Below are 23,197 nucleotides of genomic sequence, written 5' to 3'. Positions count from 1 at the left end.
GTGGAGAGGTACATGGGCCGCTCAGGAGCAAGCGCCATCGAGCTCTACGGGGGCAGGAGCCCGAGGGCAGTGATCGAGGCGGAGTCTGTCGAAGAGCAGGTCGGCGCGCAGGCCTTGGCACCGCTCACGCAGGCGCCGGCGGGAGCCGGCGGTCTCTGGAGCTCGAGCCGCATGGGATCATGCCCATCTCGTTGGTGCTGGCTGGGATCGGGACGACGTCGATGACGGGTCGCGCGGTGGAGCTGGTCAGCGTGGCCGTGACGGTCCTGACCAGGCCGAGCAGGCGCTCCTCGGCCGTGGCCGTCTGACGCTGGGCGAAGAAGTCGTCGGCGGCAGGCACGCTGGTCGCCTTGCCGTCGAGCGAGACGACGCCGAAGGGCAAGCCGTCGGGCTCGAGCGCCTTGCGGCGCTGGGCGGCGCGCGTCGCAGCGTGCAGGGCCGGGCGGACGTCGTCGGGCTCGAGCGACGAGAGCGCGTCCCGTCGCGCGGGTCGCGGACCTCGTCGAGGCGCGCGTCGCCGAAGCGTTTGACCCGCATGCCGATGCCCCTGCGTTGACTGCGACCTGTTCGGCTCACGACGAGCTCCTCTCCTGCGCCCGCATTCGTGCCCACAGCGCTGCCGCTGGCAAGACCACCAAGGGCAATCCGTGCACACCCCATTCGACGTGGGGTGTGCCCGAACCGTCTCAGGGTGTGAGAATGGCGAGCGTAGCGCGAAGCATCGGCTCGAGCAGTGGCTCCACCTCGCGCACCCGCGCTTGCTCGACGGCTCGTCGCGCATCCGCTCGCTTGAACCCCATCCGAACCAGCGCTCCGAGCACCTTTTCGGACACGTCGTGATTGGGCGTCGGCGCCGGTGGCGCGCTCTGTCTTCGATTCGCGCGCGCCTCCGAGATCTTGTTCTGGATGTGCTCATCGCCGAAGACCTGGCGCGCTCGGTGGGCGTTGTGAGGCCTGCAAAGCAAGCAGCAGTTGTCCACCGTCGTGGGCCCGCCCTTCGCGAACGGGTCGACGTGCTCGATGGTCAAGAAGCGCTTGGCGGAGCAACGCCGCCCCTCGGCGTCGGAGAAGGTGCACTGGTCGCCGTCCCGCTCTCGCACAGCCCTCTGGACTTCCACGGGAACGTGCCGCGAGCCCGGCTTCGTCTCGCGGCGCTTGCGCGGTTTACCCGCGCCGGAGCGGCGTTTCGTCTCCCGCTCGATGAGCAGGTCCAGTGCGAGCTCGAGGATCGTCGCGGGGTCGCCGTTGGGCACCTTGTGGCTGAGCAGAGCGCTGGCTTGCTCGAGCTTGTCGCGGAACGCGACGCCGGCGGTGAGCTCCACGCGAACGCTCGCCGGCGAGAGCGGCTCGACGCGACCGCGAGGCGGTTGGGCCGGCGGGGCCGGGTTACCTGCCCCAGACCATGTGCACAGTTCCCCTGCGCCGGCTCGGGCGTGATCGGGGTGATGGTCGGCGGCACGTCCGGCCGCGGGAACCAGCGGGCGAGCAGCTCTTCGAGCTGGCGCTTCGACTTCCCTCGCGCCTCGGCGAGGAGCTGCTCGGCGTTGTCGTCCGTCAGGTGGCCGGAGAGCAGGAACAGCCCCGTCAGGTGGAGCTCGCCGCTCGCGAGGTCATCGAGCACCTGCGGGAATTGCTGGACCAGGCGGGCCACGCGGACGCGTTTGGTGGCGCTGTCCTCGGAGTAGCCGAGACGCTCGGTGCAGTAGGCGAAGAGGGAGGAGCACGCTTCGTCGAAATAGACAGTCCGGCCGAGCCGGAGGAACTCGCTTCCGGTCTGCCGCAGTCGAGGAATCGCTGTCGGTGGTGTGGCGTAGAACGGGAAACAACAGAGCCTGCGGCGGTCGAGCTCTGCCAGGTGGAAGATGACGTTGGCGCACGCCGACCGCTCCGAGCTCACGGCGGCCGAGAGCCGCTCGCGAAGCTCGTGGTCGGAGACCGAAGAGAGAGCGTTCATGCTCTCTGGCATATCACGCGATTTTTCGAGCTCACCGCTGGCACGCAGAGCGCGTTTCGAGCACCGGAAAGCGTCGCGCGTCGTCGCGCGCACGAACGCGCACGAGCGCGTCAGCACGGGCGAGCGAGAGGCCATCGGCGGCGTGGTCGTCGAACGCGAACGCGCGTCGCTCGAGAATGCGTCAAGAGAAATCGACGTCTCGATGCTCTTTCCTTCAGGTCACCGTACGCTGAAACGCTGCTCGCACGCCCGCAAACAAACGGGCGTGCACGGGATGCCCTTGGTGGTCTTTGTCAGCGGCAGCGCCGTGGGTACGAAAGCTGCGCGAGCGCGAGCTCAGTCGCACTCCCGCCCGACAGGTGCACGGACATCAGGTCTTCGTCGCGCGCTCGACCACTGCGCGGCCGCCTCCGGTGCTTCACCAGAGCCCGGCGCCACCCGATGGTCACGCCTTCGGCTCCAGCGCCGCCCGTCCTGACCTCAGTTGCGAATTTGCGCCTGCTCGAGCGCCCTACCCGTGACCGCCCTCAACTCTTCGAGAACGCGTCGCTTCTCACCCTCTGTCCGGCCGGACTACCGAGCGGGACTGGTCGCGCGCGCGCGGGCTCCTCGTGTAGGCTCCGCGCCCCGTGAAGTCGGCCCCGCCCGCCCATTGCCAGAGCCTGTACGTGGTCCGAGTCCGCTTCTGCGAGACCGACCTGATGGGCATCGTCCACCACGGCTCGTACCTCTCCTATTTCGAGGCCGGCCGGGTCGAGTACATGCACCGCCGAGGTGTCGAGTACCTCGAGTGGGCCAAGCAGGGCCTGCACCTGCCGGTGGTGGAGGCGCGGGTGCGCTACCGGCGCACCGCGCGCTTCGACGAGCGCTTGGTGGTGGAGACTCGGCTCGGGGAGCACACCCGCGTCACGGTGCGCTTCGACTACCGGATCTTCCGCGAGGGCGCGTCGCCCGAAGAGCTGGTGACCGAAGGGCACACGCTGCTGGCGTGCGTGGACGACAAGCACGCGCCGCGGCGGATCCCCGACGAGGTGTTGGCGGTGCTGCGCGCGCCGGAGACGCACCCGCGGGCCATCGACTCGGCCTGAGTCACAAGCTGATCGGCGGCGGCCTCTCGCCCTGGGGTGCGGGCAGATCGTCGATGTCCTCGCCGTCCATGTCCAGGCCAGCGTGGTCGATGACCTTGCGGGACACGTGGATGGGGACCCCGTTGCCGATGGCGATGGCGATGGCGTCGGAGGGTCTGGCGTCCAGCTCGATGTGCCCGCTGCCGTTCACCAGCACCAGCGTGCCGTAGAAGACGTTGCTCTCGATCTTGTCCACGCGCACGCTCTCGACTCGACCGCCGAGCTTCTTGATGGAGGAGTCCAGGAGGTCGTGGGTCAAGGGGCGGGTGAACGGCTGCTTCTTCAGGCGGAGCTGGATGGACAGGGCTTCGGTGCCGCCGATGAAGATCGGCACCGCGCGCTTGCGTCCTTCCTCGACCAGCAGCACCGCGTCCCCGCCGTGGGGGAGGCGGGTCACCCCCGCGACCCGGACGCGCGCATAGCCGTCGGGTACCGACACCGGCGCGGCGGCGCTCGGGGCGGGCGCTGGGGCCGGCGCCGCCGCGGCGCTCGAGCTCTGGCTGGGGGCAGCCGTGCTGGCCTTGTCGAGAGTGGCGCGGATCTTCGCGCAGCCGGAGCCGAGCACGAGCATCGAAAGGAGCAAGGCAACACGCTGCGACATCTACGTGTTCGGAAGCGTAGCGCGCGAGGGCAGCGCCGTCAGGCTCGAACGCGCGGGACACGGATGCGGGGCCCGAGGCGCACCGAGAGCTCTCTCAGTCCCTGAAACGCCTCGCCGTCGATGATGGGGGAGAGTGACTCGTCGCCGATCGCTTCGATGGTCATCTCGCGTCCGCTGATCTCGCGCAGGCGCTCGCTCGGGATCGCGCCGCCGCGAGCCAGCGCGGGGAGCGCGAGGATCATCTCCTTTGGCACGATTTCTCCGGCCTGGAAGTGCAGCGAGCCGTCGTCGCGCGCCAGCGGGAAGACGCGGAACACGCCGCCCAGGTGCAGGTCGATGGCGCCTGCGTGAATGGCGCCGTGGGTAGTCCCCGGGACGAGCTCTCCGTCGATGCGCACCTTCGCCGAGGTGGGGCGGAACACGGCCTGTCCGTAGTCGAGCAGCTGCTCCGGCAGCGGCAGGCGCAGCGTTCCCGCGACCCTGGAGGCCACCGCCTTGGCGACCACGCGCACGATGGCGCCGGCGCCCAGGCGCTTTTCTTCGTAGTATTTCGAGAAGAAACGCTGGCCGATGCCGCCGGCAGCGAGGGCGAACCCCAGTCGATCGAAGCGCTCCCCGCTCTCCGTGCGTCCGGTCAACCAGAGCGAGTCGAGCTCCAGGACTTGGGGCATCCGTTCCCGATCCAGCTCGCGCACCAGGGCCGCGACGATGCTCTCGGCGTGTCCACGGATCCCGACCTTCCTCGCGACGAAGTCGATGGTGCCGCCGTTCGTCGGTAAGAGTGGCGGTAGCTTCGTGACGTCTGGAGACAGCTTTCGTGCCTCGTTCAGCACCCAGTGCAGCGTGCCGTCGCCGCCGTCCGTGACCAACACTTCGGGCGGGCTCTTCAGGATGTCCCGCACCGCGTCGCCCAGCTCGTCGAGGGTGCGCGTCGCGTAGACGGCGCCGCGCCAGCTGATGATCCGCTCCAGCCGGCGCGCCCGGCCGCTCATCGCGCGCTGTCCGCCGCGAGCGTTCGGGTTGAGTACGACCGCGATCTTTCGTGTCACACCGGCTCCAAGGGCCGAGAGTGCGGCCGGGCGGAGTCTACGGGAAAGCGGCCGGCCGCGCCGGTGGCTGGGGAAAAGAGAGCCGAAAAGGCACCGAAGCGCGATTTCCAGGCTAATCTTCCGCCCCGAGGGATGAGCGACCGAGAGAACCGACCCGCGCGCCCGCGAACCTCCCTCGTGGATCGTGGGTGGGACGAGATCCCGAACGCCATCCCCGACGACACCGTCGTCGATCCCACGGTGGACTCCAAGGAGCTCACTTCGCCGGATCCGTCGCGGCGGCCGGCGGAGCTCGCCGCGAAGCTCGCCCGCGCGCCGGGTCCGAGCGCGCTCGGCCTGCCGCCGGCCAGCAGGACGCCCACATCCGCTCGGGCCTCCACGCCGCCGCCGCCCCCCGCGCGCGCGGCGGGGCGGCCGTCGGTGCCGCCGCCTCCGCCCTCGGGGCGTGCCTCGGTTCCGCCGTCGGCGCCCCTCAGGCCCTCGGCGCCGCCGCCGCCGTCGCAACGAGCGTCGAATCCTCCGCCGCAGCCTGCGACTCCGCCGCCGGCTCCCCAGCGCGTCTCTCGCCCACCGCCGCCGGCCGCCATGCTGGACACGCTCAGTGAGTCGCTCGACGCCATCGTCGCCGAGCCGCCGCAGGTCGAAGCGCCGCCCGTCGGGTCGCCGATCGTGGCGCCGCCGCGTGGGCTCAGCTCGGCCAGCCTCGCCCCCACTCAGCCGAGCCCGAGGGTCGAGGCACCCGCTCCGCCGTCTTCGGCCTGGCCCGGGCCGCCCTCGTCCCGCGCGCCAGCGCTCGAAGAGCTGCCCACGTTGCAGGAGGCGCTGGCGCAGCGAGTGCGGGTCGGGCAAGGCGCTGGTCCGCTCTGGGGCTTTGCCGTGATCGCGGTGGCGCTCGGGCTCGGCGCGATGGCGTTGTTCTCTGGCAGCTGCTCCGCGCTGCTCGCGCGCGGCACCGCGCCTCAGGCGGCGCCGACGGGCGCGAAGGGCGCGTCGAGCGCGCTCGCGTCGGCGGCACCACCGTCGAGCACGCCGTCCCCGGCGCCCGAGCCGCCCGCGCCGCGTCCGGCGCAGCCGGAGCCCGGCCTGGACGAGTCGGCGCTCCAAGCGGTGGAGGCGCGGCCGCCGCGCCAACGCAGCGTGGACGATGTGCTCGCGTTGGGCGGCGCGCGCGCCGCCGCGAAGCGCCGTGCGGTCGGCGACGACGCGGCCAAGGCCAGCCAGAACCAGCTCTACGCCGGCAGCCCCGAGCTCTCGGCCAAGCTCAAGACCGCAGCGTTGGATCCGGACACCATGCGCGAGGCGCTCGGTGCCATGGCGAAGCTGCCGTCAGCGACGGGCGCGGATCTCCTGTACTCGATCTGGACGACCCGCAAGAAGAACGATCCGGCGGCGCTACTGGCAGAGGCGCTCCTCACCACGGACGAGGTGCGCAAGAAGGCGTCGCCGGCGCTCCTGGTCGTGCTCGACTTGCGCGCTGCCGAGAGCTGCGACTCCGTGAAGGACGCGTTGACCCGGGCGCTCGAGCACGGCGATCGGCGCGTGGTGCCGCTGCTCGGCCGCTTCTCGCAGAAGAAGGGCTGTGGCGACGACAAGCGTGACGACTGCTGGGCGTGCCTGCGCGAGGGTGAGGAGCTGAAGGCGGCCGCGAAGTCCGTTGCGACGCGAGCGCCGCCGAAGCTCTAGCGAGCTTCCACACGCCGCTTCAGCGCCTCGTTCATCCCCACGAAGCCCCGGGCCATGGCGGTGAGCCGCGGCCCCATGTGCTGAACCATCGCGCCGCTCAGGTCCTCACCGTGGACCAGGCGCGTGCGGTCACCGTCGAGCGAGACGAGCTCGAAGTAGTGCTCGCCGTCGAACAGCCGGCGCAGCAGGAACTTGCTGGTCCAGCGCAGGGTGCTGCCCGGCTCGAGCTTCACCACCGTGACGACCTGGCGCCGCTCGCTGCCGTCGGCGGGCGTGAGCGTGAGCGTGAGCCGCTCCCCGACCCCGAGCTTGCCCTCGACCGCCTTCACGTAGGGGTTCCACTCGGGGTAGCGGGCGAAGTCCAGGAGCGCCTGCCAGACCCGCTCGGGGGACGCCGCGATCTCGATCTCGGTCCTGAGCTGCATCGGTCGGGGGGATTTTCGCATGGTTCGCGCTAGACTCCGAGCCGCGCATGTTCCTCAGCTCGGCTCGCCTGATCTTCGTGGGTCCGTTCGACGATCTGGTGCTGCCTTTCTCGGACGACGAAGGGCGACCGCGCCGCGTGACGGTGATCCACGGCGCCGGCGGCGTCGGCAAGACCACCCTCCTCTCGGCCCTCGCCGCCACCCGCCCCGGCAACACCGTGGCGCTCTCCCCCGGCGTGCTGGGCGGCGCGCCGCCGGATCCCTCGTTGATGCGCCCGGTCGCTCCTCAGGCCATCTGCGAGTACTGGCTCGGCCAGGACGACGCCGAGCGCCCGCACACGCTCCGCGTCGGCACGCCGGGCGCGCGCCTGGGGCACAGCGACGAAGAGGAGGCGTTCCGTCGTCGCGAGCAGGCGCTCTTCGACAAGCGCGCAGCCAGCGGCGGCTTCGCGTTCCTGCTCCTGCCGGCCAACCGCTTCTTCTCGCGACAGCCCCTCGCGATCAGCGCGCCAGCGCGCACCGTCGCCCGCTACGACGTGCGCGGCCCGAGCAGCGTGGACGAAGCGGCGCGAGCCGACCTCACGCGCGAGACGAAGCAGGCCCTGGCCTACGCGGCCATCGGCTCGGCGCTGTCGCGCGGGGGAGGCGACCGCGGGCGACGCCTCGACCTCTTGGGCGGCGCGATGCACTCCGCCGTCGATCACCTGGTGTCGCTCGCCGGCTTCGCGTATCGGGGCCTCGACGCGGCGACCTTCGAGCCCGTGTTCATCGACTCCGACGATCGCGAGCGCTTCTTCGACGCGCTGCCCACGCGCGCGCGGCACCTAGTGGCCTTCGCTGCGCTCTCCACCCGTCTCTTGTGGGCGGCGTACCCGGGGCAAGATCCGCGCACCTCCGAGGGCGTCATCGCCATCGACGAGGTCGATCTGCACCAGGACGCTGCGACGCAGGCCGGTTTGGCGAGCGCGCTGGGGCAGGCGCTCCCCGGCGCGCAGTGGATTCTGACCACCAGTTCGACCGGCGTCGCTGCTTCGGTGGACGCGCGCGACGTGATCGCCCTCCGGCGTGCCGCCGACGCAGACCACGTGGAGCTGTACGTCGGCGACGAGGCGCGGACGCACTGATTCTCGCTCCGCGGGAGTGCCCGCGCGCCTCGCGACGCTGATACGCGCGGGTGTTCGAGCAAAAGAAATGCGCCACGTCGCCACGCGCGCCACGGACGCCACGGCTTTTGTCTCGCCGAACCGAGGAGGACCTTCCGACCTGAATGCCCTGAATCAGGTCGGATGACGGGCTGGGACGAGCGACCGGGGGAACAGAAGCATCGCAGCGCGCGAGGCGCTCTCGGGCTTGATACCAAAATCTCTTCTTCTGCTTCTTCTTCCGTGGCGAGCGTGGCGCCGTGGCGTTCGTGGCGCAAATTCTCCTACAGGCAGGTGTTCTTGGTGCCGGGGCTGGGTGAGGCCTGGGACTTGAAGCTCGTGGCCATGTCCTCGCTGGTCTCGTCGTGACCCGTCATGCCGTTGCCGCCGCTGAGCTTCTCGCTGCTCTCGATGGCGCAGCGCTCGATGGCCAGGTTGGCGCCGCCGTCACCGGCTACGCCTTGGTTCGCCGACTTCTGCGCGGCGCGCGCCGTGTCGGCCTTGTAACCGGTGACCCCGGTCTTGTCGATGCGGGTGTTGTCGTCGAAGGTCGCGCCCCAGGTCACGTAGTCCACGTCTTCGACCGTGGCTGCGCTGCCGTTCCAGCGGAACAGCACTATCATCTCGCGGTCGTTGCTGATCAACGCGCCGGCCTGGTTGCCCACGCTGCCGTTGGTCGGGATGTTCATCGCGGGCACGTTGCCGCTGCCGCAAGTGAGCGGCGTTCCGGTCGAGTTCAGCGTGTAGGTCGGGCACTTGCCGAACTTCGCCTCGAAGGTGGGGTTGCCGCTCGCGCTCTCGGGGGCCACGACCAGCACGGCGCCCGCGGCGAGCTTCGCGCCGGAGGGGAAGCGCGCCAGGAAGTCCGTCTCCGGCGTGCCCTGCGGGCTCCAGGGGCCGCTGGCGATCTTGTAGTAGGCCGAGTTGTCGGACAGGTAGTAGTTGGCGAGATCCACCTCGGCGTTGGTCGGGTTCCAGATCTCGATGAACTCGGCGCCTCCGGGCTGGATGCCGACCTCCGTGATGAGCAGGTGATCGCCGGGCGTGCCGCCGCCGTCGGTGCTGGCGTCGCCCGCGCCGCCGCCGGAGCCCGCTGAGCCCCCGGAGCCCGCCGCGCCGCCGGAGCCCGCCGCGCCGCCGGAGCCCGCCGCGCCGCCGGTCGCGCCGGTGCCGCCGCCGGTGCCGCCGCCGCCGGTCGCGCCGGTGCCTCCGAAATTCCCGGTGCCGCCGCCGCCAGCGGACGAGGCGCTGCCGTCCGAGGAGCAGGCTGCGGACGAGAACGCGACAGCGAAGCCAACCAGGGCGAGACCGAAGACGAAGTGAGACGTGCGCATGACACGAGTCTCCCCTTCGCGCATGGCGGGCGTCAATGACGGGCACGATTGTCGTGTTATCGTCGGCACCTGCCGACTCGGAAGGGCTCCCTCGCGTGGCGGCTGGCGCTGGCGCTGGTGGGCACCGTAGTCTTCGCGGCGATCATGGCTTGGGGCTCGTGGCTCAAGATGCCGGGGAGGAGTCACTCGGGACCCCTCGAGCCGCTGTCGCCGGAAGCGCAGGAGCTGTCGCGCGCCCTGGAGCACGACGTGCGTGTGCTGTCCGTGGACATCGGCGAGCGCAACGTGGGACGGCCCGAAGGCCTCGCCCGCGCCGCCGAGCACGTCGAGCAGGCGCTCGGGCGTTCGGGGCTCCGCGTCGGCGTGCAGCGCTACGAGGTGGCTGGCGTCGAGTGCAAGAACCTGGAGGTCGAGCTCATGGGGCGCGAGCGGCCGAACGAGATCGTGCTGGTTGGGGCGCACTACGACTCGGCACCCGGCACCCCCGGCGCGGACGACAACGCCAGCGGCACCGCGGCCCTGCTCCAGATCGCCGCGCGGCTCGTGCGGCGAGGACCGCTTGCGCGCAGCGTGCGCCTGGTCGCGTTCGTGAACGAGGAGCCTCCGCACTTTCAGACCGCGGACATGGGGAGCTGGCGCCATGCCAAGCGCGCGCGCGAACGGGGCGAGCAGATCGTCGCGATGCTGAGCCTGGAGAGCATCGGCTACTTCTCCGACGCCGAAGGCAGCCAGAAGTACCCGCCTCCGCTCGGCTTCTTCTACCCTTCGCGGGGCGATTTCATCGGCTTCGTGGGCAATCCGGCCTCGAAGGAGCTGGTGCGCCGTGCGCTCGGCGCGTTCCGCGAGAACGCCCGCTTTCCCTCCGAAGGCGCGGCGGTGCCCGGGCTCTTGCCCGGCGTCGGCTGGTCCGATCACTGGGCCTTCTGGCAGGAGGGCTTCCCCGCCATCATGATCACCGACACCGCGCCCTTCCGGAATCCGCACTACCACGCCGCGAGCGACACGCCGGAGCGCTTGGATTTCGAGCGATTGGCGCGCGTGGTGCTGGGTGTGGAGCACGTGGTCACCGAGCTCGCGAGGTGAGCTCGAGTCAGCTCCGCGGCGTTCGAGCCCTGACGTAGTCCGCGAAGGCTGCACACTCGTCGGCCGAGGTGAAGGCGCGCTTCGGGACGACGTACGCCAGCATGCGATCGACGAACAAGAACAGGTGCTCGTTGGTCTCGCGGACCTCCACGATCGCGCTCCATTTCACGAACGCACGCCCGGAGCGACCCTCGACGTGGAATCCATCCTCATCGACCTCGAGCGTGTGCTCACCCAGCGTCGCGCCGTCGTCCCGCGGCAGGCGGCGCACCCAGAGGCGGAGCGCCCAGAGCAGGGCGCTGATCGCCACGAAGGCCCCGACGGCGATGCCGATGGCCCAGAGCAGGGGGCGGAGCAGCGGCGCCTCGTCGACCCACGCGAGGCCGCCGTGGAGCAGCGTCAACAGGCCCATCAGCCCGACCATCACCCCGAGCAGCAGCGCCAGGACGAGCAGCCTCTGCCGCGTCATCCGAGGCGGGGATGCTTTGTGGAACGTCAGCGCGGCGTAGTCGTCGCGGGTGAGCTCGAAGCTGACGCGCATGGCGTGTGGCCTCCTACGTCTCTCGAGACCGAGCCTTCCTCCACAAAACACCAGCGCGCGCCGGAACGAGTCCCGGCGCGCGCCGATATCCTCGGGTCAGCTGCTCACTTCAGCTTCTTGGCCACAACGCTGACCGTCGTGCCCGGCGTCTTGCTGCGCGCGCGCACGAAGTAGGTGTTGCCGTTGAACGAGACGTTGGCGGTGCAGGTCTGGTTCGAGGTGCCCGCCGTGGTGCTCTTGCAGTCGTAGGCGTACACCGTGGGGTTACGGCCGACGCGGACGTAGAGCTCCGCGGCGCCGGTGCCAGTCATGGTGACCTCGAGCTTCTTGTAGCCCGGCTCGACGACCACCGAGCCGTACTTGCTCGCCCAGCTGGTCCCGGTCTGCTTGACCACCACGCCGTCGAGCACGGTGACCGTGTCCTCGACGACCGGCGCGGCCGCCGCCTCGTCGTTCAGCGCCTTGACCTCTTCGTAGGTGATGAGCCCGCCGGCCTGCTTGCTCAGCGGCTTGCCCGTGGGCCACCAGGCGAAGTCCGGGTGGTTGGTGCGGCTCTCGCCGACCCACTCGCCGCCGATGATCTTGCCGCCGTCGTCCGCCTCCAAGATGTACTTGTAGTGCTTGGTGGTGGCGTAGCTCGAGAGCGCCTGGTCCACGTGCGACTGCTTCGCGGGCTTGGACTCCACGATGTAGGTGAAGTCCATCTCCACGTAGAAGAAGCGCTTGGCCAGCGTGTTGTAGGTGTAGCCGCCGCCGGAGCCCGGCACGGCTGCGCCCAGGGTCACGGTGCTCTCGTCGCCGTAGCCCTTGACCATGTAGAAGACCTTCTCGCCGGCCGCGAGCTTGATCGGGCACTCCTCGTTGGAGTTGCCGCCGTAGGGGCGGCAGTCGTAGTCGGACTCGGTCGGGGCGGAGCCCTTCTTGACGTACAGGTCCGCGTCGCCGTTGCCGCTCATCTTGATGGTGTAGTCGCCGGCCGCGGTGGCGGTGTACTCGCCAGCCTTGGTCTCGTCCTTCTTGATCAAGACGTTCGGGAAGATCTCGGTGAGCGTGAGGTTCGCGCCCAGCATGGAGATCGCCTCGTCCTTGCTGATCTCCTTCAGCTTGCCGTCCACCGGATTGGTGATCTTGTAGCCGTACGCCGGCTGGTTCCAGACCTGCAGGTCGTAGGTGGCGTCGATGATGAAGCCCTGGCGGCGAAGTCCCATCAGGTTGGTCGTGATGACGTGCCAGCTACCCGGGTTCATGTCACGGCACTCGGCCGCGGTGACGCGTCCGGTGCCGTCCGTGACCGGCTCGTCCTTGTTGCAGCGGCGCGAGACGAACTTCGTCGGGACGTCGGTGTAGAGCAGCGACATCAGGCCTTCGAGATCGCCGGGGTAGAAGGTGACGCCGTTCTTGGTGACCGGGTTGATCGCCGCGGTCTCCGCCAGCGCGTAAGGCGCCCAGCCGTGGCAGATGCCCCACCAGCCGGGGATGCAGCGACCCTTGGTCGCGCCCTTGGGGATCGAGCAGCTGCCGCCGTCGGTGGAGCCGGCGCACTCGTTTCCACCCTGCGTGCACTCCTTCTGGTACGAGGCGGATTCGATGCCGTGGTACTTGGTGATGTTCGCCGGCACCGCGGCCTTGCCGAAGGCCTTGGCGTATTTCTCCGCCGGCGAAGAGCCCGCGCCGTCCCACTCGTGGTTCAGGTTGTCCTTCTGCGTGGCCCAGTAGTCACCCGGGATCGGCACGGGGCCGTGGCCGTCGAGCGGGAGCTGGTGGACGAAGTAGGAGAAGTTCGGATCGACGTTGGCCGGGTTGTTCGCGTAGTCCCACGCGTCGAACTTGCCTTCGCCGTCGAGGCCCGCTTGGTCTTCGGGCTCGAGCTGATCTTCCGGAGTCGAACCTCCGTCGTCGCCCCCACCCGAGCAAGCAGCAATGAACAAAGTCACGAGGACCGAAGAGATGTGACGTACTCGCATGATGGCGGAGAGTATTCCCAACTCTCGTGCTCGCCAACGCGAAACGACATGGACGCAGCTGCTCTCACATGGACGCACGTGGCCCGGTCGCGGGTGCGGCGTGTTCCAACCGGGCGCAGGTGCGTCGTAGGATGATCCAGATCATGACCGGGCAAATGAAGAAGCGCTCCCTGATCGCCGGAGCCATCGCGGCGGTCGTCCTCGCGGCGCTCTGGCTCTGGCCTGCTTCGCGCCCGCAAGCGGGCTACCCGTTCGCGCGGCGGGTCACCGGCACGGCGGTGAGCCCGCTCTGGAAGCTCTCGCCCGAGGCCTTGGAGCAGCTGACCGGAGACGACGCGGAGCGCCTGGAGCGGTACGCGTCGCAGCTCGATCGCGCCGTCGCCGACGCGCGCGCCGCCGAGGCGCTCTTGAAGATCGAGAGCACGGATCAGCTGAAGGCAGAGGACCGCAAGAAGATCCGCGAGCTCTGGTGGAGCTTCTTCGAGCCCATGCTGGCCCTCGACGAGCTGAAGCGACGCTACGAAGGATGGTTCGGAATCGACTATCTGGCGCACCCGGGGCTGCACGCCAGGAGCTACGGCATCAGCTACGCCGCGCTCTGCGCGCAGGTCGCAGGCGGTCAGGCCTTCCTCGACGTGGTGGCGGGCAAAGACCTCGCGCCCAAGCTCTTCGACGAGGCCATGCCGGAGCTCGGGCTGCCGCGCGGCACCTTCAGCGCAATGCGCGCGCGCCTGGGCCGCGCCCGCGACTACTCCTTCGTGCCCGCCGGTGCCGAGTGGTACGAGCAGTGGATCGACAAGCACCTGGCAGGCAAGCCTGGCGAGCGGATCCGCGCGCTGGTGGGGGTGCGCAGCAAAGCGGCGCTCGCGAAGCTCACCGAGGTCAAGGGCGCGCTGCGCACCGCGGAGAACAAGGCGGAGCTGCTCAAGAGCACGGCGTTCTCGGCCTGGTTCCCCATCCAGAAGGAGGTCGCGGAGTGGGCCGGCGACACGCGCTTCGCTCCGGAGTCGCGGCGCCTGATCAACGACGCTCAGCTCGCGGAGATGAGGAGGTTGCTCCGGCCGGGCGACATCCTGGTCGAGCGCCGCAACTGGTACTTGTCCAACGTGGGCCTGCCCGGGTTCTGGCCCCACGCCGCCCTCTACAGCGGCTCGCAACAAGACATCCAGAAGACCTTCGACGCCGACGCCGAGGTGCAGAAGCGCTTCGACGGCTCGTTCAGCGCCCACCTGGCGAAGAAGCACCCGGCGGCGTGGAAGGCGCTCGGCGAGAGGGACGCGGCGGGACACCCGCACTCGGTGGTCGAGGCGGTGAGCGAAGGCGTGGTGGCGCAGAGCTTCGAGCACTCTTGCGGGGCGGACTACGTGGCGGCGCTTCGGCCCAAGCTCCCGCTGGTCGAGATCGCGGCGGGGCTCGAGCGGTCGCTCCGCTACTTCGGCCGGCCTTACGACTTCGACTTCGACTTCGCCACCGACGATCGCGTGGTCTGCTCGGAGCTGGTGATCAAGGCCTACGAAGCGACCGAGCCCGGCGCCGGCCTGAAGCCGCCCTGGGTCACGGTCGCCGGGCGCCGTGCGGTGACTCCCACGGAATTCGTGCGGCTCTTCGTCAGCGAGCGCGGCAAGCCGGAGGCGCAGCTCGAGTTCGTGTACTTCTTGGAGGGTCGCGAGCGGCAGAAGGGCGCCGTGGTCGCCGACGCCGACGCGCTCGCCAAGACGCCCGAGCGACCGAAGTGGGACGTGGCCCAGCCGTAGCTCGGCGCGCGCCTGCCGCGGGTACGGTTCAGGGCGGCTCCTTCGGTGACGAGCCTAGCGCAAGGCCGCGCGAAGCACCGACAACGCTTCGCGGTGTCGCCGCGCTCGCCGGCGAGCGATCCACACGGTCAGGGCAGCGAAGCCGAGCTCGAAGCCGGCGACGACCCACGCCGCCGTCGAGCCGTCCTGCGACGGTCGCGCCAGCAGCACCAAGCACGCGACCGGCGCTGCCGCCGCCGGGAGCAGGCGCCGCCGCCCGCGCCGTCGCTCCGCTTCGAGGGCGCGGTCGAGCGTCTCGAGGAGCGAGGTCCAGCGCCGCGCGGCGCTCGATCGGTAGTCCCCAGTGCCCTCTTGCGCCGGCTGCGCGCCGAGCCCCGCATCGAGCAGCCGGCGCGCCGCGCCGGCAGGAGCATGGTCCTGCACCAGGGTCCGCACGCTCTCGCGATCGTCGGCGCGCAGGTGGGCGGCGAAGGCCTCGAGCAACTCCCGACCTGCGGGCTCGCCCCAGTGCCGACCCGACAGCACCAGCGCTAGGATCGGTCCGCCGAGGCCCGGCCACAGGAAGAACAGAGGCGGATCGAGCTCGGCCAGCCCGACCAGGGTGGCGTACGCGACCAGCAACAGCAGGCCCAAATACGCGGCCATGGCGCAGCCGAAGCGCAGCGGCTGGTCCGGCCAGCGGAAGGACAGCCTGAAGCCGAACAGCCGGGTCGTGCCGAACGTCTGCTCCCGGACGCTGTGCACGACGTACCAGCCGAGCACGGCCACGGTGAACAGCATCAGGGTGACGACGGCGAAGCTCTGCAACGGCCCCGGCCGGTTATCCGCCGACTTGCGCGACAAAGTCCAATCGTGCCAAACAGCCTCGCGTGAGCGACGATCTCGTCGAGGCGCTACAGGAGCTCGGCTTCACCTCTGCCGAGGCGAAGGCGTACATCGCGTTGCTCAAGGTGAGCCCCGCGACGGGCTACGAGCTGGCGTCGCGCTCGGGGGTGCCCCGGTCGGCCATCTACGGCGTGCTCAAGCGGCTCGAGGGCCAGGGCCTGGTCAACGTGGCGGGACGCGAGCCGGCGCGTTACGTGGCGCTGCCCCCCGCGGATCTGGAGAAGATCATCGAGGCCCGCTTCGCCAAGCGCTTGCGCGGGCTGAAGAGCTCGCTCGAGAGCTTGGCGCAGCCGGCGAGCACGAGCATCACCTGGACCATCCAGGGTTATGCTTCGGTGCTCGAAGAAGCAGAGCGGCTGATCGGCGGAACCGAGAAGCAGCTCTACGGCTCGCTGTGGGGGCGCGAGGCGGCGCGGCTTGCCCCGGCGTTTCGCGACGCGCGACGCCGGGGCGTCGAGATCATCCTGTTCTCGTTCAACCCGCTGGAGAGCGCGCTCGGCACGGTGCTCAGCTACGGCATCGACGAGCACGAGCTCGAGGCGTATTGGCCGCACAAGCTGATCCTGGTGGCCGACCAGCGGCGCGCCCTGCTCGGCGGCGCCGACGAGCTCCCGAGTACGCGCGCCGTCTTGACCGAGGAGCGCGCCTTGGTCGAGATGGCCGTGGCCAACCTGGTGCTGGACATCACCTTGCTCGGGCAGCGCCGGGGGGTGGACACGGCGGCGGTGGTCACCCGGCTGACGGCCCTCTTGGCCCCCGTGGAAGAGCTGGCCCCGCGGCGAAAAGGCCCGGGGAAGAAGCGCGCTTGACGGGCCCCGGGCCCGGGCGTAGAGCGTGACTCAGCGCTGAGTCACGCTCTCCTTGGCCGGGGGCGCGGCTCAGCGACTCACTGCTCTTCTGCGGCAAATAGGAGCGTAACTCACAAAAGAGTTACGGAAAAACGATGCGGGGCACACGGCACAAGCTGGGACTGATTCGGTCGGCGCTCGCTCTTCTCTCCGTGCTCCTCGGAGCCGGCTCGGCGCAGGCCCTCAGCCAGCCGGACGGCGCGCCGATCCCGGCGCAGCTCGGCTGCGACGGCGGCTCGCCGACGGGCCTCGCTGCGGCGTTCGCCTGCCGCTGCAAGGAGCCGGGTCTCTGCAACATCGGCAAGGCGTGCCCCGGCGGCTCGCCGAGCTGCGACCTCGGGCAGAACGGCACCTGCGAGACGCGCCTCTGGCACAGCGAGAACGACAACGCCTGCATCCCGTCGAACCTCGCGGGGCTCGATCCGTGGAAAGAAGCGGTCGTCGTCCCGGAGACATTCCATCCGACCTGCCCGCAGACCTTCACGCTGATCACGCGCGGCACCGCGCTCTTCAAGAACGGCTTTGGTTGGTACAACGCGACGGGGCAGAAGCCGAAGCTCGAGGATCTGCACCTGATGCTCGACTGCAACTCGAAGCCGGGTGACGCGGTGGTGCTCGATCTGTCCAAGGAGCCGGCCTACGCCGGCGGCGAGATCGGCTTCTTCCTGGTCACGCCCGAGAAGGGCGACGGGAACGGCGGCGGCAGCGGCAGCTGCGGCGCCCTGGGCTGCTGCGCGACGCTGGCGGCCGCGGCGCAAGGGCACGGCTTCATCTACTACTCGGAGCGCAAGCACAACCCGGACTACGCCGGTGGCGCGTCGTGGATCCACCTGCTCACCTACGGCAGCCACGTCTTTCAGGACACCTTCTATTTCGCCTGGGAAGACAGCAACAAGAGCCCCAACAACGACTTCACCGACATGCTCACCAGCGTGAGCGGGATCCGCTGCTCCGGCGCCGGAGTTGCCTGCGACACCGGAAAGACCGGCGTCTGCGCCAGCGGAGTCACCGTCTGCGACCAGGGGCAGCTCTCCTGCTCGCCGCTGTTCGAGAGCTCCGGCGAGCAGTGCAACGGCCTCGACGACGACTGCGACGGTCAGACCGACGACGGCGCGACCTGCCCGAAGCAAGATCAGCTGTGCCATCACGGGAAATGCGTCGGCCACTGCGAGCTCGCCGAGTTCCCGTGCCACGGCGGCACCGCGTGCGACAAGGACACGGGGCTGTGCGTGGAGCCGAAGTGCGTGGGCGTGGGCTGCGGTGCCGGGGAGGTGTGCCGCGACGGCAGCTGCGGCGCGCCCTGTACCGGAGTGGTGTGTCCCCAGGGGCAGACCTGCGTCGGCGACCAGTGCGTGGACCTGTGCGCCGGCGTGAGCTGCCAGAGCGGCGAGGTCTGTCAGAGCGGCAAGTGCTTTCCGCACTGCGCCCAGTGCGACGGGCTCTCGTGCGCGGCCCCGCTCGAGTGCGACGTGAAGACCGGCAACTGCCTGGATCTCTCCTGCCCCGGTGGTTGCCCGAGCGGCTCGCTGTGCTCGGCCGGCAGCTGCAAGGACGCTTGCGACGGGGTGAAGTGCCCGAGCGGACAGGCGTGCGTCGCCGGAACGTGCTGCGCCGGCGGCGAGTGCGCGGCGGGCGACGGCGGGCTCGCGCTCGGCACCGGCGGAGGTCAGAGCGACGCGGGCGCCGCGGGAGGCGGCGCGCTCGAGAGCGCGGGCTCCGACGACGGCTCCGGCTGCGGCTGCCGCGCCAGCGCCAGCGGCGACCAGGCCGCGATCGGCTTCATCGGGCTCTGGTTCGGGCTCTGGGGTGGCCGCCGCCGGCGCCGCGCTTGCCGTCACTGATCCTATCGTGTCAAAACCGGCACGATGGCGACGCGTCGTTCGCTCCCGCCCCGCCCGGCGCCGCCCCGCCCGCCGCCGCGCAAGCAGACCCAAGAGGTGGACGTGTCGTGGCTCCTTCCGGACGAGCACGCCGCGCGGCTGAGCGAGCGGCCGAAGAGCTCGCGCCGCGAGACGCTGGAGGTGAGGCTCGAGTGGCTCGAAGAGGAGCGCAAGTCGTCGCGTCCGAAGCGCGGGCCGCCGCCGTTGCCCGAGGCCGCCGCCGCGCCGAAGCGCGCGTTGCCCCCGCCGCTGCCGCCGGGGCACGCGCCCAAGCCTCGCCGCGCCCATCCCCCGCCGATCCCGCGCGAAGAGCCGCCGGAGAGCCGTCGGTCACGCCGGCCCGGCAAGCGCTGAGGAAGACCCGCGCCCGCTGCGCGTAGGAGAGCCGCAGGTGACTCGACATCGGGCAGCGTTGGCTCTCGCGTGCGTCTTGCTGTCGCCCGCGTTCGCGCACGCCGAGAGCATCGCCCGCGACGAGCCCGCCGAGCCGCCGCCCGAGCTCGACATCGACGCCATCGGATCGGTGCGCGTCGGCGTCGGGTGGTCACGCCTGCTGGACACGCGCGTCTTGTCGCTCTCGTTCGAGGATCAGCTGCGGGTCTACCGGCTGTCCCCGAACGTCGGGCTCACCGCCATCTTCGGCATGGATGGCCAGCGCCCCCTCGACTTCGACTCGCCCCGGCGAGGTTTTCTCGCCACCGGCTTGGGCGCGGGCCTGCTCGTCCACGACGCGCCGGGGCCAGCGCTCACCCTCGGCCTGACCGCGGCGCCGCTCTGGCAGAGCCGTGACGACTCGAGCAAGCTGGTGGGCTTCGGCGCGGGCCTGCGCGTCGAGGTCTACCCGTTCTATCAGTCGCTGAGCGAAGCGGTGCACTGCCGACGTGGCGCGCTCTCGACCTACGTCCTGAGCGGCCTGCACGCCTTCGTGCTCGGACGCTACGACTCCATCGGGCAGAGCGGCGAGAGCTACGCCGTGGGGCTCGGCTTCGACCTCGGGCGCAACGTGATCCTGCCGGTGCTCGGCGCGGTGCTGCCGGCTGCCTGCGGTAAGTGACTTCAGTTGGGCTGGGCGCACTTGCCGAGCACGTATTTGGCTTCGCACTCGCACTTGCACATGGCCGCGAGGGCCGCGTCCGTCTGTGCGCACATCGGCTTCACGCCCAGGCTGGCGCTGCCCAGGCCCGGGCCCTCGAGCTCCTCGACGATGACCTCGAGCTTCCAGAGAGCGTCGATCAGGACGACGTCGTCATAGTTGGGACAGGCCGGGATGTGCGTCACCTGGCTGACGCTGCGCAGATCCGGCTCCATCCACTCGGGCTGCCCCGGCACCGGCCGCATCACGATGTCGCGCGCCTCTTCCATCTGGATCGCGTTGGTCACGGGGTCGCGCAGCCGCGTGCGCAGGTTCACCGTGTCCGAGCCGAGGCCGCGCACCCGCGCGCCGATGTGGATCACGTGGCCTCCTTGCGGCGCCGCCACGAGCTGGATGCCGTCGCCTTCGCTCAGCATCTTCATCGGCTGGTCCTGGGCCACGAAGTCGGCGGGGAGCACCTCGAGCGGGACCACCACGTCCGACTTCGGCTTCGACTGCGGCTCGCTCTCTTCTTTGCAGCCCGAGGCCAGCCCGACGATCGGGAAGAAACAAAGCCACCGGAGACGCACCCGAGAAACCTGCTCGAAACTCCGCGTCGTTGCAAGCGCGACGCGGCACGGTTGACCGGAGGACCGAGGCCGCCGACGCTAAGCGCGAGTCGTGCGCATCCTCTGCATCAACCCCAATCGCGAGCAGATGCCTTGGCCGGTGATCCCCGTGGGGCTCGCGCTGGTGGCCACGGCGACCGAGCGCGCCGGACACGACGTCAGCTTCCTGGATCTGACGTTCTCGCGGGATCCGGCCCGAGATGTCGCCCGCGCCGTCGGGCGCGAGCGCCCCGAGCTGGTCGCGCTCACCATCCGCAACCTGGACAACTGCAACTTCGAGCGACCGGTGTTCTTCCTGCCGGAGATCCGCGATCAGGTGGTGGCGAGCATTCGCGAGCACGCGCCGGACGCCGAGCTGGTGGTGGGCGGCGCCGCCGTGAACGTGTGCCCCGCCGAGATCCTCGAGTACCTGGGCGCGGACTACGCGCTGGTCGGAGAAGGTGAAGAGGCGCTGGCGGCGCTGTGCGCGGCGCTGGAGGCCAAAGCCGACCCGCGCAGCCTGCCCGGCGTGCTCGGGCGCCGGCGTGGGCGCGAGCTGCCCTTGGCCAGCAACCGCCGCGGCGAGCCCGCCGCCGGGCGCGCGGTGGTCTCGGAGCTTGGCCGGGGCGCGTGGAGCCGCGCCCACCGCTGGGTGGACGTGAAGCGCTACGCGTCGCTCGGCACGCCGTATTCGATCCAGACCAAGCGCGGCTGCGCGCTCGAGTGCTCGTACTGCGTCTACAACAACATCGAGGGCCGGCGCTACCGCCTGCGCGAGCCCGTGGACGTCGTGGACGAGATCGAGGCGGCCATCTCCCACGGCGTCCGACACGTCGAGTTCGTGGACTCGACCTTCAACCTCCCGCTCTCCCACGCGCGGGCGCTGTGCGCGGAGCTCGAGCGCCGCCGCTTGCCGGTCGAGCTCTCCACCATGGGGCTGAACCCCGCCGGCGTGACGGAAGAGCTGGTCTTGGCGATGAAGCGTGCCGGCTTCAAGACCTTGATGTGCACGCCGGAGAGCGCCGCCGAGACCACGCTCGCCTCGCTCCAGAAGGGCTTCGGCAAACACGCCATCGAGCGCACGGCGAAGGCGCTCCGCGACGCGGACATCCCCACCTGGTGGTTCTTCCTGATCGGCGCCCCCGGCGAGACCATGGCCACGGTGCGGGAGACGCTGGCGTTCTGCGAAAAGCACATCCCGCCTTCGCACCTGGTGCTGTTCACGACGGGGATCCGCGTCTACGCCGGCACGCCGCTCGAGCGGTACTGCCGCCAGACCGGTTGGTTCTCGCCGGACGAGTCGCTGTTCGAGCCGTCCTGGTATCTCTCGCCGGAGCTCGACGTGGCCGAGCTCTACGACACGCTGGTGAAGGCCGCCGTGGCACACCCGAACTGGATGACCAACGCGGAGACGGTCATCAGCCCGACGCTGGCCACGCTGATGAAGCGCGGCTTCCGCGCCGCCGGCATGAAGGGGCCGTTCTGGCAGCACCTGCCCCGGCTGTTCTCGCTGGTGACCCGGGTCGGTGCGCGCCAGCGGGGATTGGCACAGGCGGCGCAGAGCCTGCGCGGCATGACCGACGTGCGGCACCACCGGGGAACCTACTGATGACCGACCGACTCGACAGCGCCGCGCTCCGCGGGTAAGCCTCGGGCCATGCGCGCGCAGATGGTTTGGGCGGTTGTCGGTGCGGTCGCGAGCGTCGTGGCTTGCGCCGCGGGTGAGAGCACGAGCTCCGGCGGCGGCGGACAGAACGCCGGCGGCTTCGGCAACGTGTCGGGGACCGGTGGTCAGATCTGGGGCGACGGCAGCGCGGGCAACGGCGCCACCGGCGGCGTGCCCGCGGGTGGCGGAGGCGCGGCGGGCTCCGGCGGCTCCGCGGGGTCGGGAGGCGGCGCCGCCGGCAGCGGCGGCGGCAACACCGGCGGCGCGACCAGCGGCGGCGGCGGCAGCAGCGGTAGCGGCGGCAGCGGCGGTGACGCCGGCCCGAGCTGGCCCACCTGCGACACCCAGCCGAGCGGCGTTCCCACCAAGACCGTGCAGCAGATCTGGGCGGACAACCCCACGACCGAGACGCAGGTCTGGGTGCCCGGCGTCTACGTCACCGCCATCAGCGGCTCGGGCTGCGCGAACAACACCACCTGCCAGATCTTCGTGCAACAAGCCGAGAGCTACGCGAGCCTCGCGGCGGGGGCGAAGCAGGCCATCAAGCTGCGCGTCGCCAGCACCGTCGCGCAGTACTTCACCGGGCTCGCGGTGGGCGACAAGGTGGACGTGCTCGGCTACGCCTGGCGCTACAACCTGAGCGGCGCCAATGAGATGGCCATACAGATCAACTCGCAGCTCCCGGGCTGCGCGAAGAAGGTCGGCACCGGCACCCCCGCGCCCATCACCGGCGTACAGCTCACGGACCTCTCCGTGGGCTTCTACGAGCAGACCCACGGCCCGCTCCTGGTGCAGCTCTCGACCGTGACCGGCAAGCCCGCGGGCGCTTCGGAGATCTTCGGACTCTGGAAGACCGGGGTCGGCATCGGCGACGCCGGTCCCGAGAACCTGGTCAACGCCAGCCCGTTCTTCTTGCCGAACGGCGCCTTCACCGGCCTGCCCACCAACGGCACCACAGCCGTGGACTTCACCACCCTGACCGGCGTGTTCTCGGTGTTCATTCCCGTCACGGAGGCGGGCTCGCCGCCCAAGTACATGGTCATGTACCCGCGCGCGATGTCCGAAATGGTTCACTGAGCGCCGAGCGCGCGCCGCTCGGCGTCGCTCCACGCCGCGAACGGGCGCTCGGAGAGCGCGGAGTTCGCCAGCCGCGGATCGTCGGTGACGTCTCGACCCAACCACGGGGGAGGAGCCGAGAGCGCACGCTCGAAGTCGGCCTCGTCGGCGACCTCGAGCTCGGCCACCAGTAGCCCGGCGTTGTCTCCCGTGAACTCGTCGAGCTCCCAGCGGAAGCCTCCGTGCTCGATCACGTGCCGGGTCTTCTCGACCAGCGAGCCCTTGCACAGCGCGAGCAGCTCGGTGGCTTCTCCGGCGGGGATCTCCAGCTCGATCTCCGTGCGCCGTGCGCCCTGCGCGCGTCCCTTGACCGTCAGGTAGCCGCGCGCGCCGCTCAGTCGCACGCGCACGACGCGATCCGGATCCGTCGAGAGATAGCCCTGGCGGATCGAGCGGCTCGCGCCCGCGCCGCGCCAGCCCTCGCCAACGACCAGGAACTTGCGCTCGATCTCGACGCCCACGGGC

At 70.3% G+C, this 23,197-nt stretch carries 22 protein-coding genes; 11 read left to right on the top strand and 11 right to left on the bottom strand.

Annotation, left to right across the window (positions count from 1 at the left end):
• Positions 1–124 precede the first annotated feature (124 nt).
• Positions 125–382, bottom strand: coding sequence for a hypothetical protein (locus tag HS104_25585; protein MBE7483335.1), 258 nt, complete (start codon positions 380–382; stop codon positions 125–127).
• A 304-nt stretch (positions 383–686) separates the two neighbouring features.
• Positions 687–1,322, bottom strand: a complete 636-nt coding sequence (locus tag HS104_25580; protein MBE7483334.1) for an HNH endonuclease — start codon at positions 1,320–1,322, stop codon at positions 687–689.
• Positions 1,323–2,655: 1,333 nt separating this feature from the next.
• Between HS104_25580 and HS104_25575 the strand changes: the two genes are divergently transcribed.
• Positions 2,656–3,042: an acyl-CoA thioesterase gene (locus HS104_25575; GenBank protein ID MBE7483333.1), complete on the top strand. Its 387-nt coding sequence runs from the start codon at positions 2,656–2,658 to the stop codon at positions 3,040–3,042.
• Between the two features lies 1 nt (position 3,043).
• Here the strand turns inward: HS104_25575 and HS104_25570 are convergent, their stop codons facing one another.
• Both HS104_25570 and HS104_25565 read right to left on the bottom strand, forming a co-directional pair.
• Entirely contained in the window at positions 3,044–3,682 is a 639-nt protein-coding gene (locus tag HS104_25570; GenBank protein MBE7483332.1) for a bifunctional nuclease family protein, read from the bottom strand.
• Positions 3,683–3,720: 38 nt separating this feature from the next.
• On the bottom strand, positions 3,721–4,731 hold the full coding sequence (locus HS104_25565) for a retinol dehydrogenase (protein ID MBE7483331.1): 1,011 nt from the start codon (positions 4,729–4,731) through the stop codon (positions 3,721–3,723).
• 177 nt (positions 4,732–4,908) lie between these two features.
• Between HS104_25565 and HS104_25560 the strand changes: the two genes are divergently transcribed.
• Positions 4,909–6,414: a hypothetical protein gene (locus HS104_25560; protein MBE7483330.1), complete on the top strand. Its 1,506-nt coding sequence runs from the start codon at positions 4,909–4,911 to the stop codon at positions 6,412–6,414.
• Here HS104_25560 and HS104_25555 read toward each other — a convergent pair.
• On the bottom strand, positions 6,411–6,839 hold the full coding sequence (locus HS104_25555; GenBank protein MBE7483329.1) for an SRPBCC domain-containing protein: 429 nt from the start codon (positions 6,837–6,839) through the stop codon (positions 6,411–6,413). The two genes, HS104_25560 and HS104_25555, sit on opposite strands and share 4 nt — an antisense overlap.
• Positions 6,840–6,886: 47 nt before the next feature.
• On the opposite strand from HS104_25555, the gene HS104_25550 reads away from it, so the two are divergent.
• Positions 6,887–7,963 carry a hypothetical protein gene (locus HS104_25550; GenBank protein MBE7483328.1) on the top strand — a complete coding sequence of 359 codons (1,077 nt, stop codon included), beginning with the start codon at positions 6,887–6,889 and terminating at the stop codon, positions 7,961–7,963.
• A 302-nt stretch (positions 7,964–8,265) separates the two neighbouring features.
• Here HS104_25550 and HS104_25545 read toward each other — a convergent pair whose 3' ends face one another.
• A complete protein-coding gene (locus HS104_25545; protein ID MBE7483327.1) occupies positions 8,266–9,315 on the bottom strand; it encodes a lamin tail domain-containing protein in 1,050 nt (349 codons plus the stop codon).
• Between the two features lie 144 nt (positions 9,316–9,459).
• Here HS104_25545 and HS104_25540 point away from each other — a divergent pair, with 144 nt between their 5' ends.
• Positions 9,460–10,398: a M28 family peptidase gene (locus HS104_25540; protein ID MBE7483326.1), complete on the top strand. Its 939-nt coding sequence runs from the start codon at positions 9,460–9,462 to the stop codon at positions 10,396–10,398.
• A gap of 7 nt (positions 10,399–10,405) precedes the next feature.
• On the opposite strand, the gene HS104_25535 is transcribed toward HS104_25540, so the two are convergent.
• Both HS104_25535 and HS104_25530 read right to left on the bottom strand, forming a co-directional pair.
• On the bottom strand, positions 10,406–10,939 hold the full coding sequence (locus HS104_25535; GenBank protein ID MBE7483325.1) for a YcxB family protein: 534 nt from the start codon (positions 10,937–10,939) through the stop codon (positions 10,406–10,408).
• A 104-nt stretch (positions 10,940–11,043) separates the two neighbouring features.
• Positions 11,044–12,873 (bottom strand): hypothetical protein, encoded by a 1,830-nt coding sequence (locus HS104_25530; GenBank protein ID MBE7483324.1) that lies wholly within the window; start codon positions 12,871–12,873, stop codon positions 11,044–11,046.
• A gap of 185 nt (positions 12,874–13,058) precedes the next feature.
• On the opposite strand from HS104_25530, the gene HS104_25525 reads away from it, so the two are divergent.
• Positions 13,059–14,657 carry a hypothetical protein gene (locus HS104_25525; protein ID MBE7483323.1) on the top strand — a complete coding sequence of 533 codons (1,599 nt, stop codon included), beginning with the start codon at positions 13,059–13,061 and terminating at the stop codon, positions 14,655–14,657.
• 54 nt (positions 14,658–14,711) lie between these two features.
• Here the strand turns inward: HS104_25525 and HS104_25520 are convergent, their stop codons facing one another.
• Positions 14,712–15,464 carry a hypothetical protein gene (locus tag HS104_25520; protein ID MBE7483322.1) on the bottom strand — a complete coding sequence of 251 codons (753 nt, stop codon included), beginning with the start codon at positions 15,462–15,464 and terminating at the stop codon, positions 14,712–14,714.
• Between the two features lie 62 nt (positions 15,465–15,526).
• On the opposite strand from HS104_25520, the gene HS104_25515 reads away from it, so the two are divergent.
• The 4 genes from HS104_25515 to HS104_25500 all read left to right on the top strand — a co-directional run bounded on the left by HS104_25515 (position 15,527) and on the right by HS104_25500 (position 19,324).
• Positions 15,527–16,351, top strand: coding sequence for a TrmB family transcriptional regulator (locus HS104_25515; GenBank protein MBE7483321.1), 825 nt, complete (start codon positions 15,527–15,529; stop codon positions 16,349–16,351).
• Between the two features lie 191 nt (positions 16,352–16,542).
• A complete protein-coding gene (locus tag HS104_25510; GenBank protein MBE7483320.1) occupies positions 16,543–18,231 on the top strand; it encodes a hypothetical protein in 1,689 nt (562 codons plus the stop codon).
• Positions 18,232–18,255: 24 nt separating this feature from the next.
• Positions 18,256–18,624 (top strand): hypothetical protein, encoded by a 369-nt coding sequence (locus HS104_25505; protein MBE7483319.1) that lies wholly within the window; start codon positions 18,256–18,258, stop codon positions 18,622–18,624.
• 37 nt (positions 18,625–18,661) lie between these two features.
• Positions 18,662–19,324, top strand: a complete 663-nt coding sequence (locus tag HS104_25500) for a hypothetical protein (protein ID MBE7483318.1) — start codon at positions 18,662–18,664, stop codon at positions 19,322–19,324.
• Positions 19,325–19,326: 2 nt separating this feature from the next.
• On the opposite strand, the gene HS104_25495 is transcribed toward HS104_25500, so the two are convergent.
• A complete protein-coding gene (locus HS104_25495; GenBank protein ID MBE7483317.1) occupies positions 19,327–19,932 on the bottom strand; it encodes a hypothetical protein in 606 nt (201 codons plus the stop codon).
• Between the two features lie 91 nt (positions 19,933–20,023).
• Between HS104_25495 and HS104_25490 the strand changes: the two genes are divergently transcribed.
• Positions 20,024–21,559 (top strand): cobalamin B12-binding domain-containing protein, encoded by a 1,536-nt coding sequence (locus HS104_25490; GenBank protein ID MBE7483316.1) that lies wholly within the window; start codon positions 20,024–20,026, stop codon positions 21,557–21,559.
• Between the two features lie 48 nt (positions 21,560–21,607).
• Positions 21,608–22,693: a hypothetical protein gene (locus tag HS104_25485; GenBank protein MBE7483315.1), complete on the top strand. Its 1,086-nt coding sequence runs from the start codon at positions 21,608–21,610 to the stop codon at positions 22,691–22,693.
• Here HS104_25485 and HS104_25480 read toward each other — a convergent pair.
• Positions 22,687–23,193 carry a CYTH domain-containing protein gene (locus HS104_25480; GenBank protein MBE7483314.1) on the bottom strand — a complete coding sequence of 169 codons (507 nt, stop codon included), beginning with the start codon at positions 23,191–23,193 and terminating at the stop codon, positions 22,687–22,689. The two genes, HS104_25485 and HS104_25480, sit on opposite strands and share 7 nt — an antisense overlap.
• Positions 23,194–23,197: the final 4 nt, after the last annotated feature.

This window comes from Polyangiaceae bacterium (assembly GCA_015075635.1).
Lineage (GTDB): Bacteria > Myxococcota_A > Polyangia > Polyangiales > Polyangiaceae > JADJKB01.
This window is presented reverse-complemented; position numbering and strand designations above follow the sequence as displayed.

What these genes read in the sequence shown, in the direction of transcription:
- HS104_25575 (MBE7483333.1), top strand. Translation starts at nt 2,656, where the DNA reads ATGGGCATCGTCCACCACGGCTCGTACCTCTCCTATTTCGAGGCCGGC.
- HS104_25570 (MBE7483332.1), bottom strand. Translation starts at nt 3,682, where the DNA reads ATGTCGCAGCGTGTTGCCTTGCTCCTTTCGATGCTCGTGCTCGGCTCC.
- HS104_25555 (MBE7483329.1), bottom strand. Translation starts at nt 6,839, where the DNA reads ATGCAGCTCAGGACCGAGATCGAGATCGCGGCGTCCCCCGAGCGGGTC.
- HS104_25550 (MBE7483328.1), top strand. Translation starts at nt 6,887, where the DNA reads ATGTTCCTCAGCTCGGCTCGCCTGATCTTCGTGGGTCCGTTCGACGAT.
- HS104_25545 (MBE7483327.1), bottom strand. Translation starts at nt 9,315, where the DNA reads ATGCGCACGTCTCACTTCGTCTTCGGTCTCGCCCTGGTTGGCTTCGCT.
- HS104_25540 (MBE7483326.1), top strand. Translation starts at nt 9,460, where the DNA reads ATGGCTTGGGGCTCGTGGCTCAAGATGCCGGGGAGGAGTCACTCGGGA.
- HS104_25535 (MBE7483325.1), bottom strand. Translation starts at nt 10,939, where the DNA reads ATGCGCGTCAGCTTCGAGCTCACCCGCGACGACTACGCCGCGCTGACG.
- HS104_25525 (MBE7483323.1), top strand. Translation starts at nt 13,059, where the DNA reads ATGAAGAAGCGCTCCCTGATCGCCGGAGCCATCGCGGCGGTCGTCCTC.
- HS104_25505 (MBE7483319.1), top strand. Translation starts at nt 18,256, where the DNA reads ATGGCGACGCGTCGTTCGCTCCCGCCCCGCCCGGCGCCGCCCCGCCCG.
- HS104_25485 (MBE7483315.1), top strand. Translation starts at nt 21,608, where the DNA reads ATGCGCGCGCAGATGGTTTGGGCGGTTGTCGGTGCGGTCGCGAGCGTC.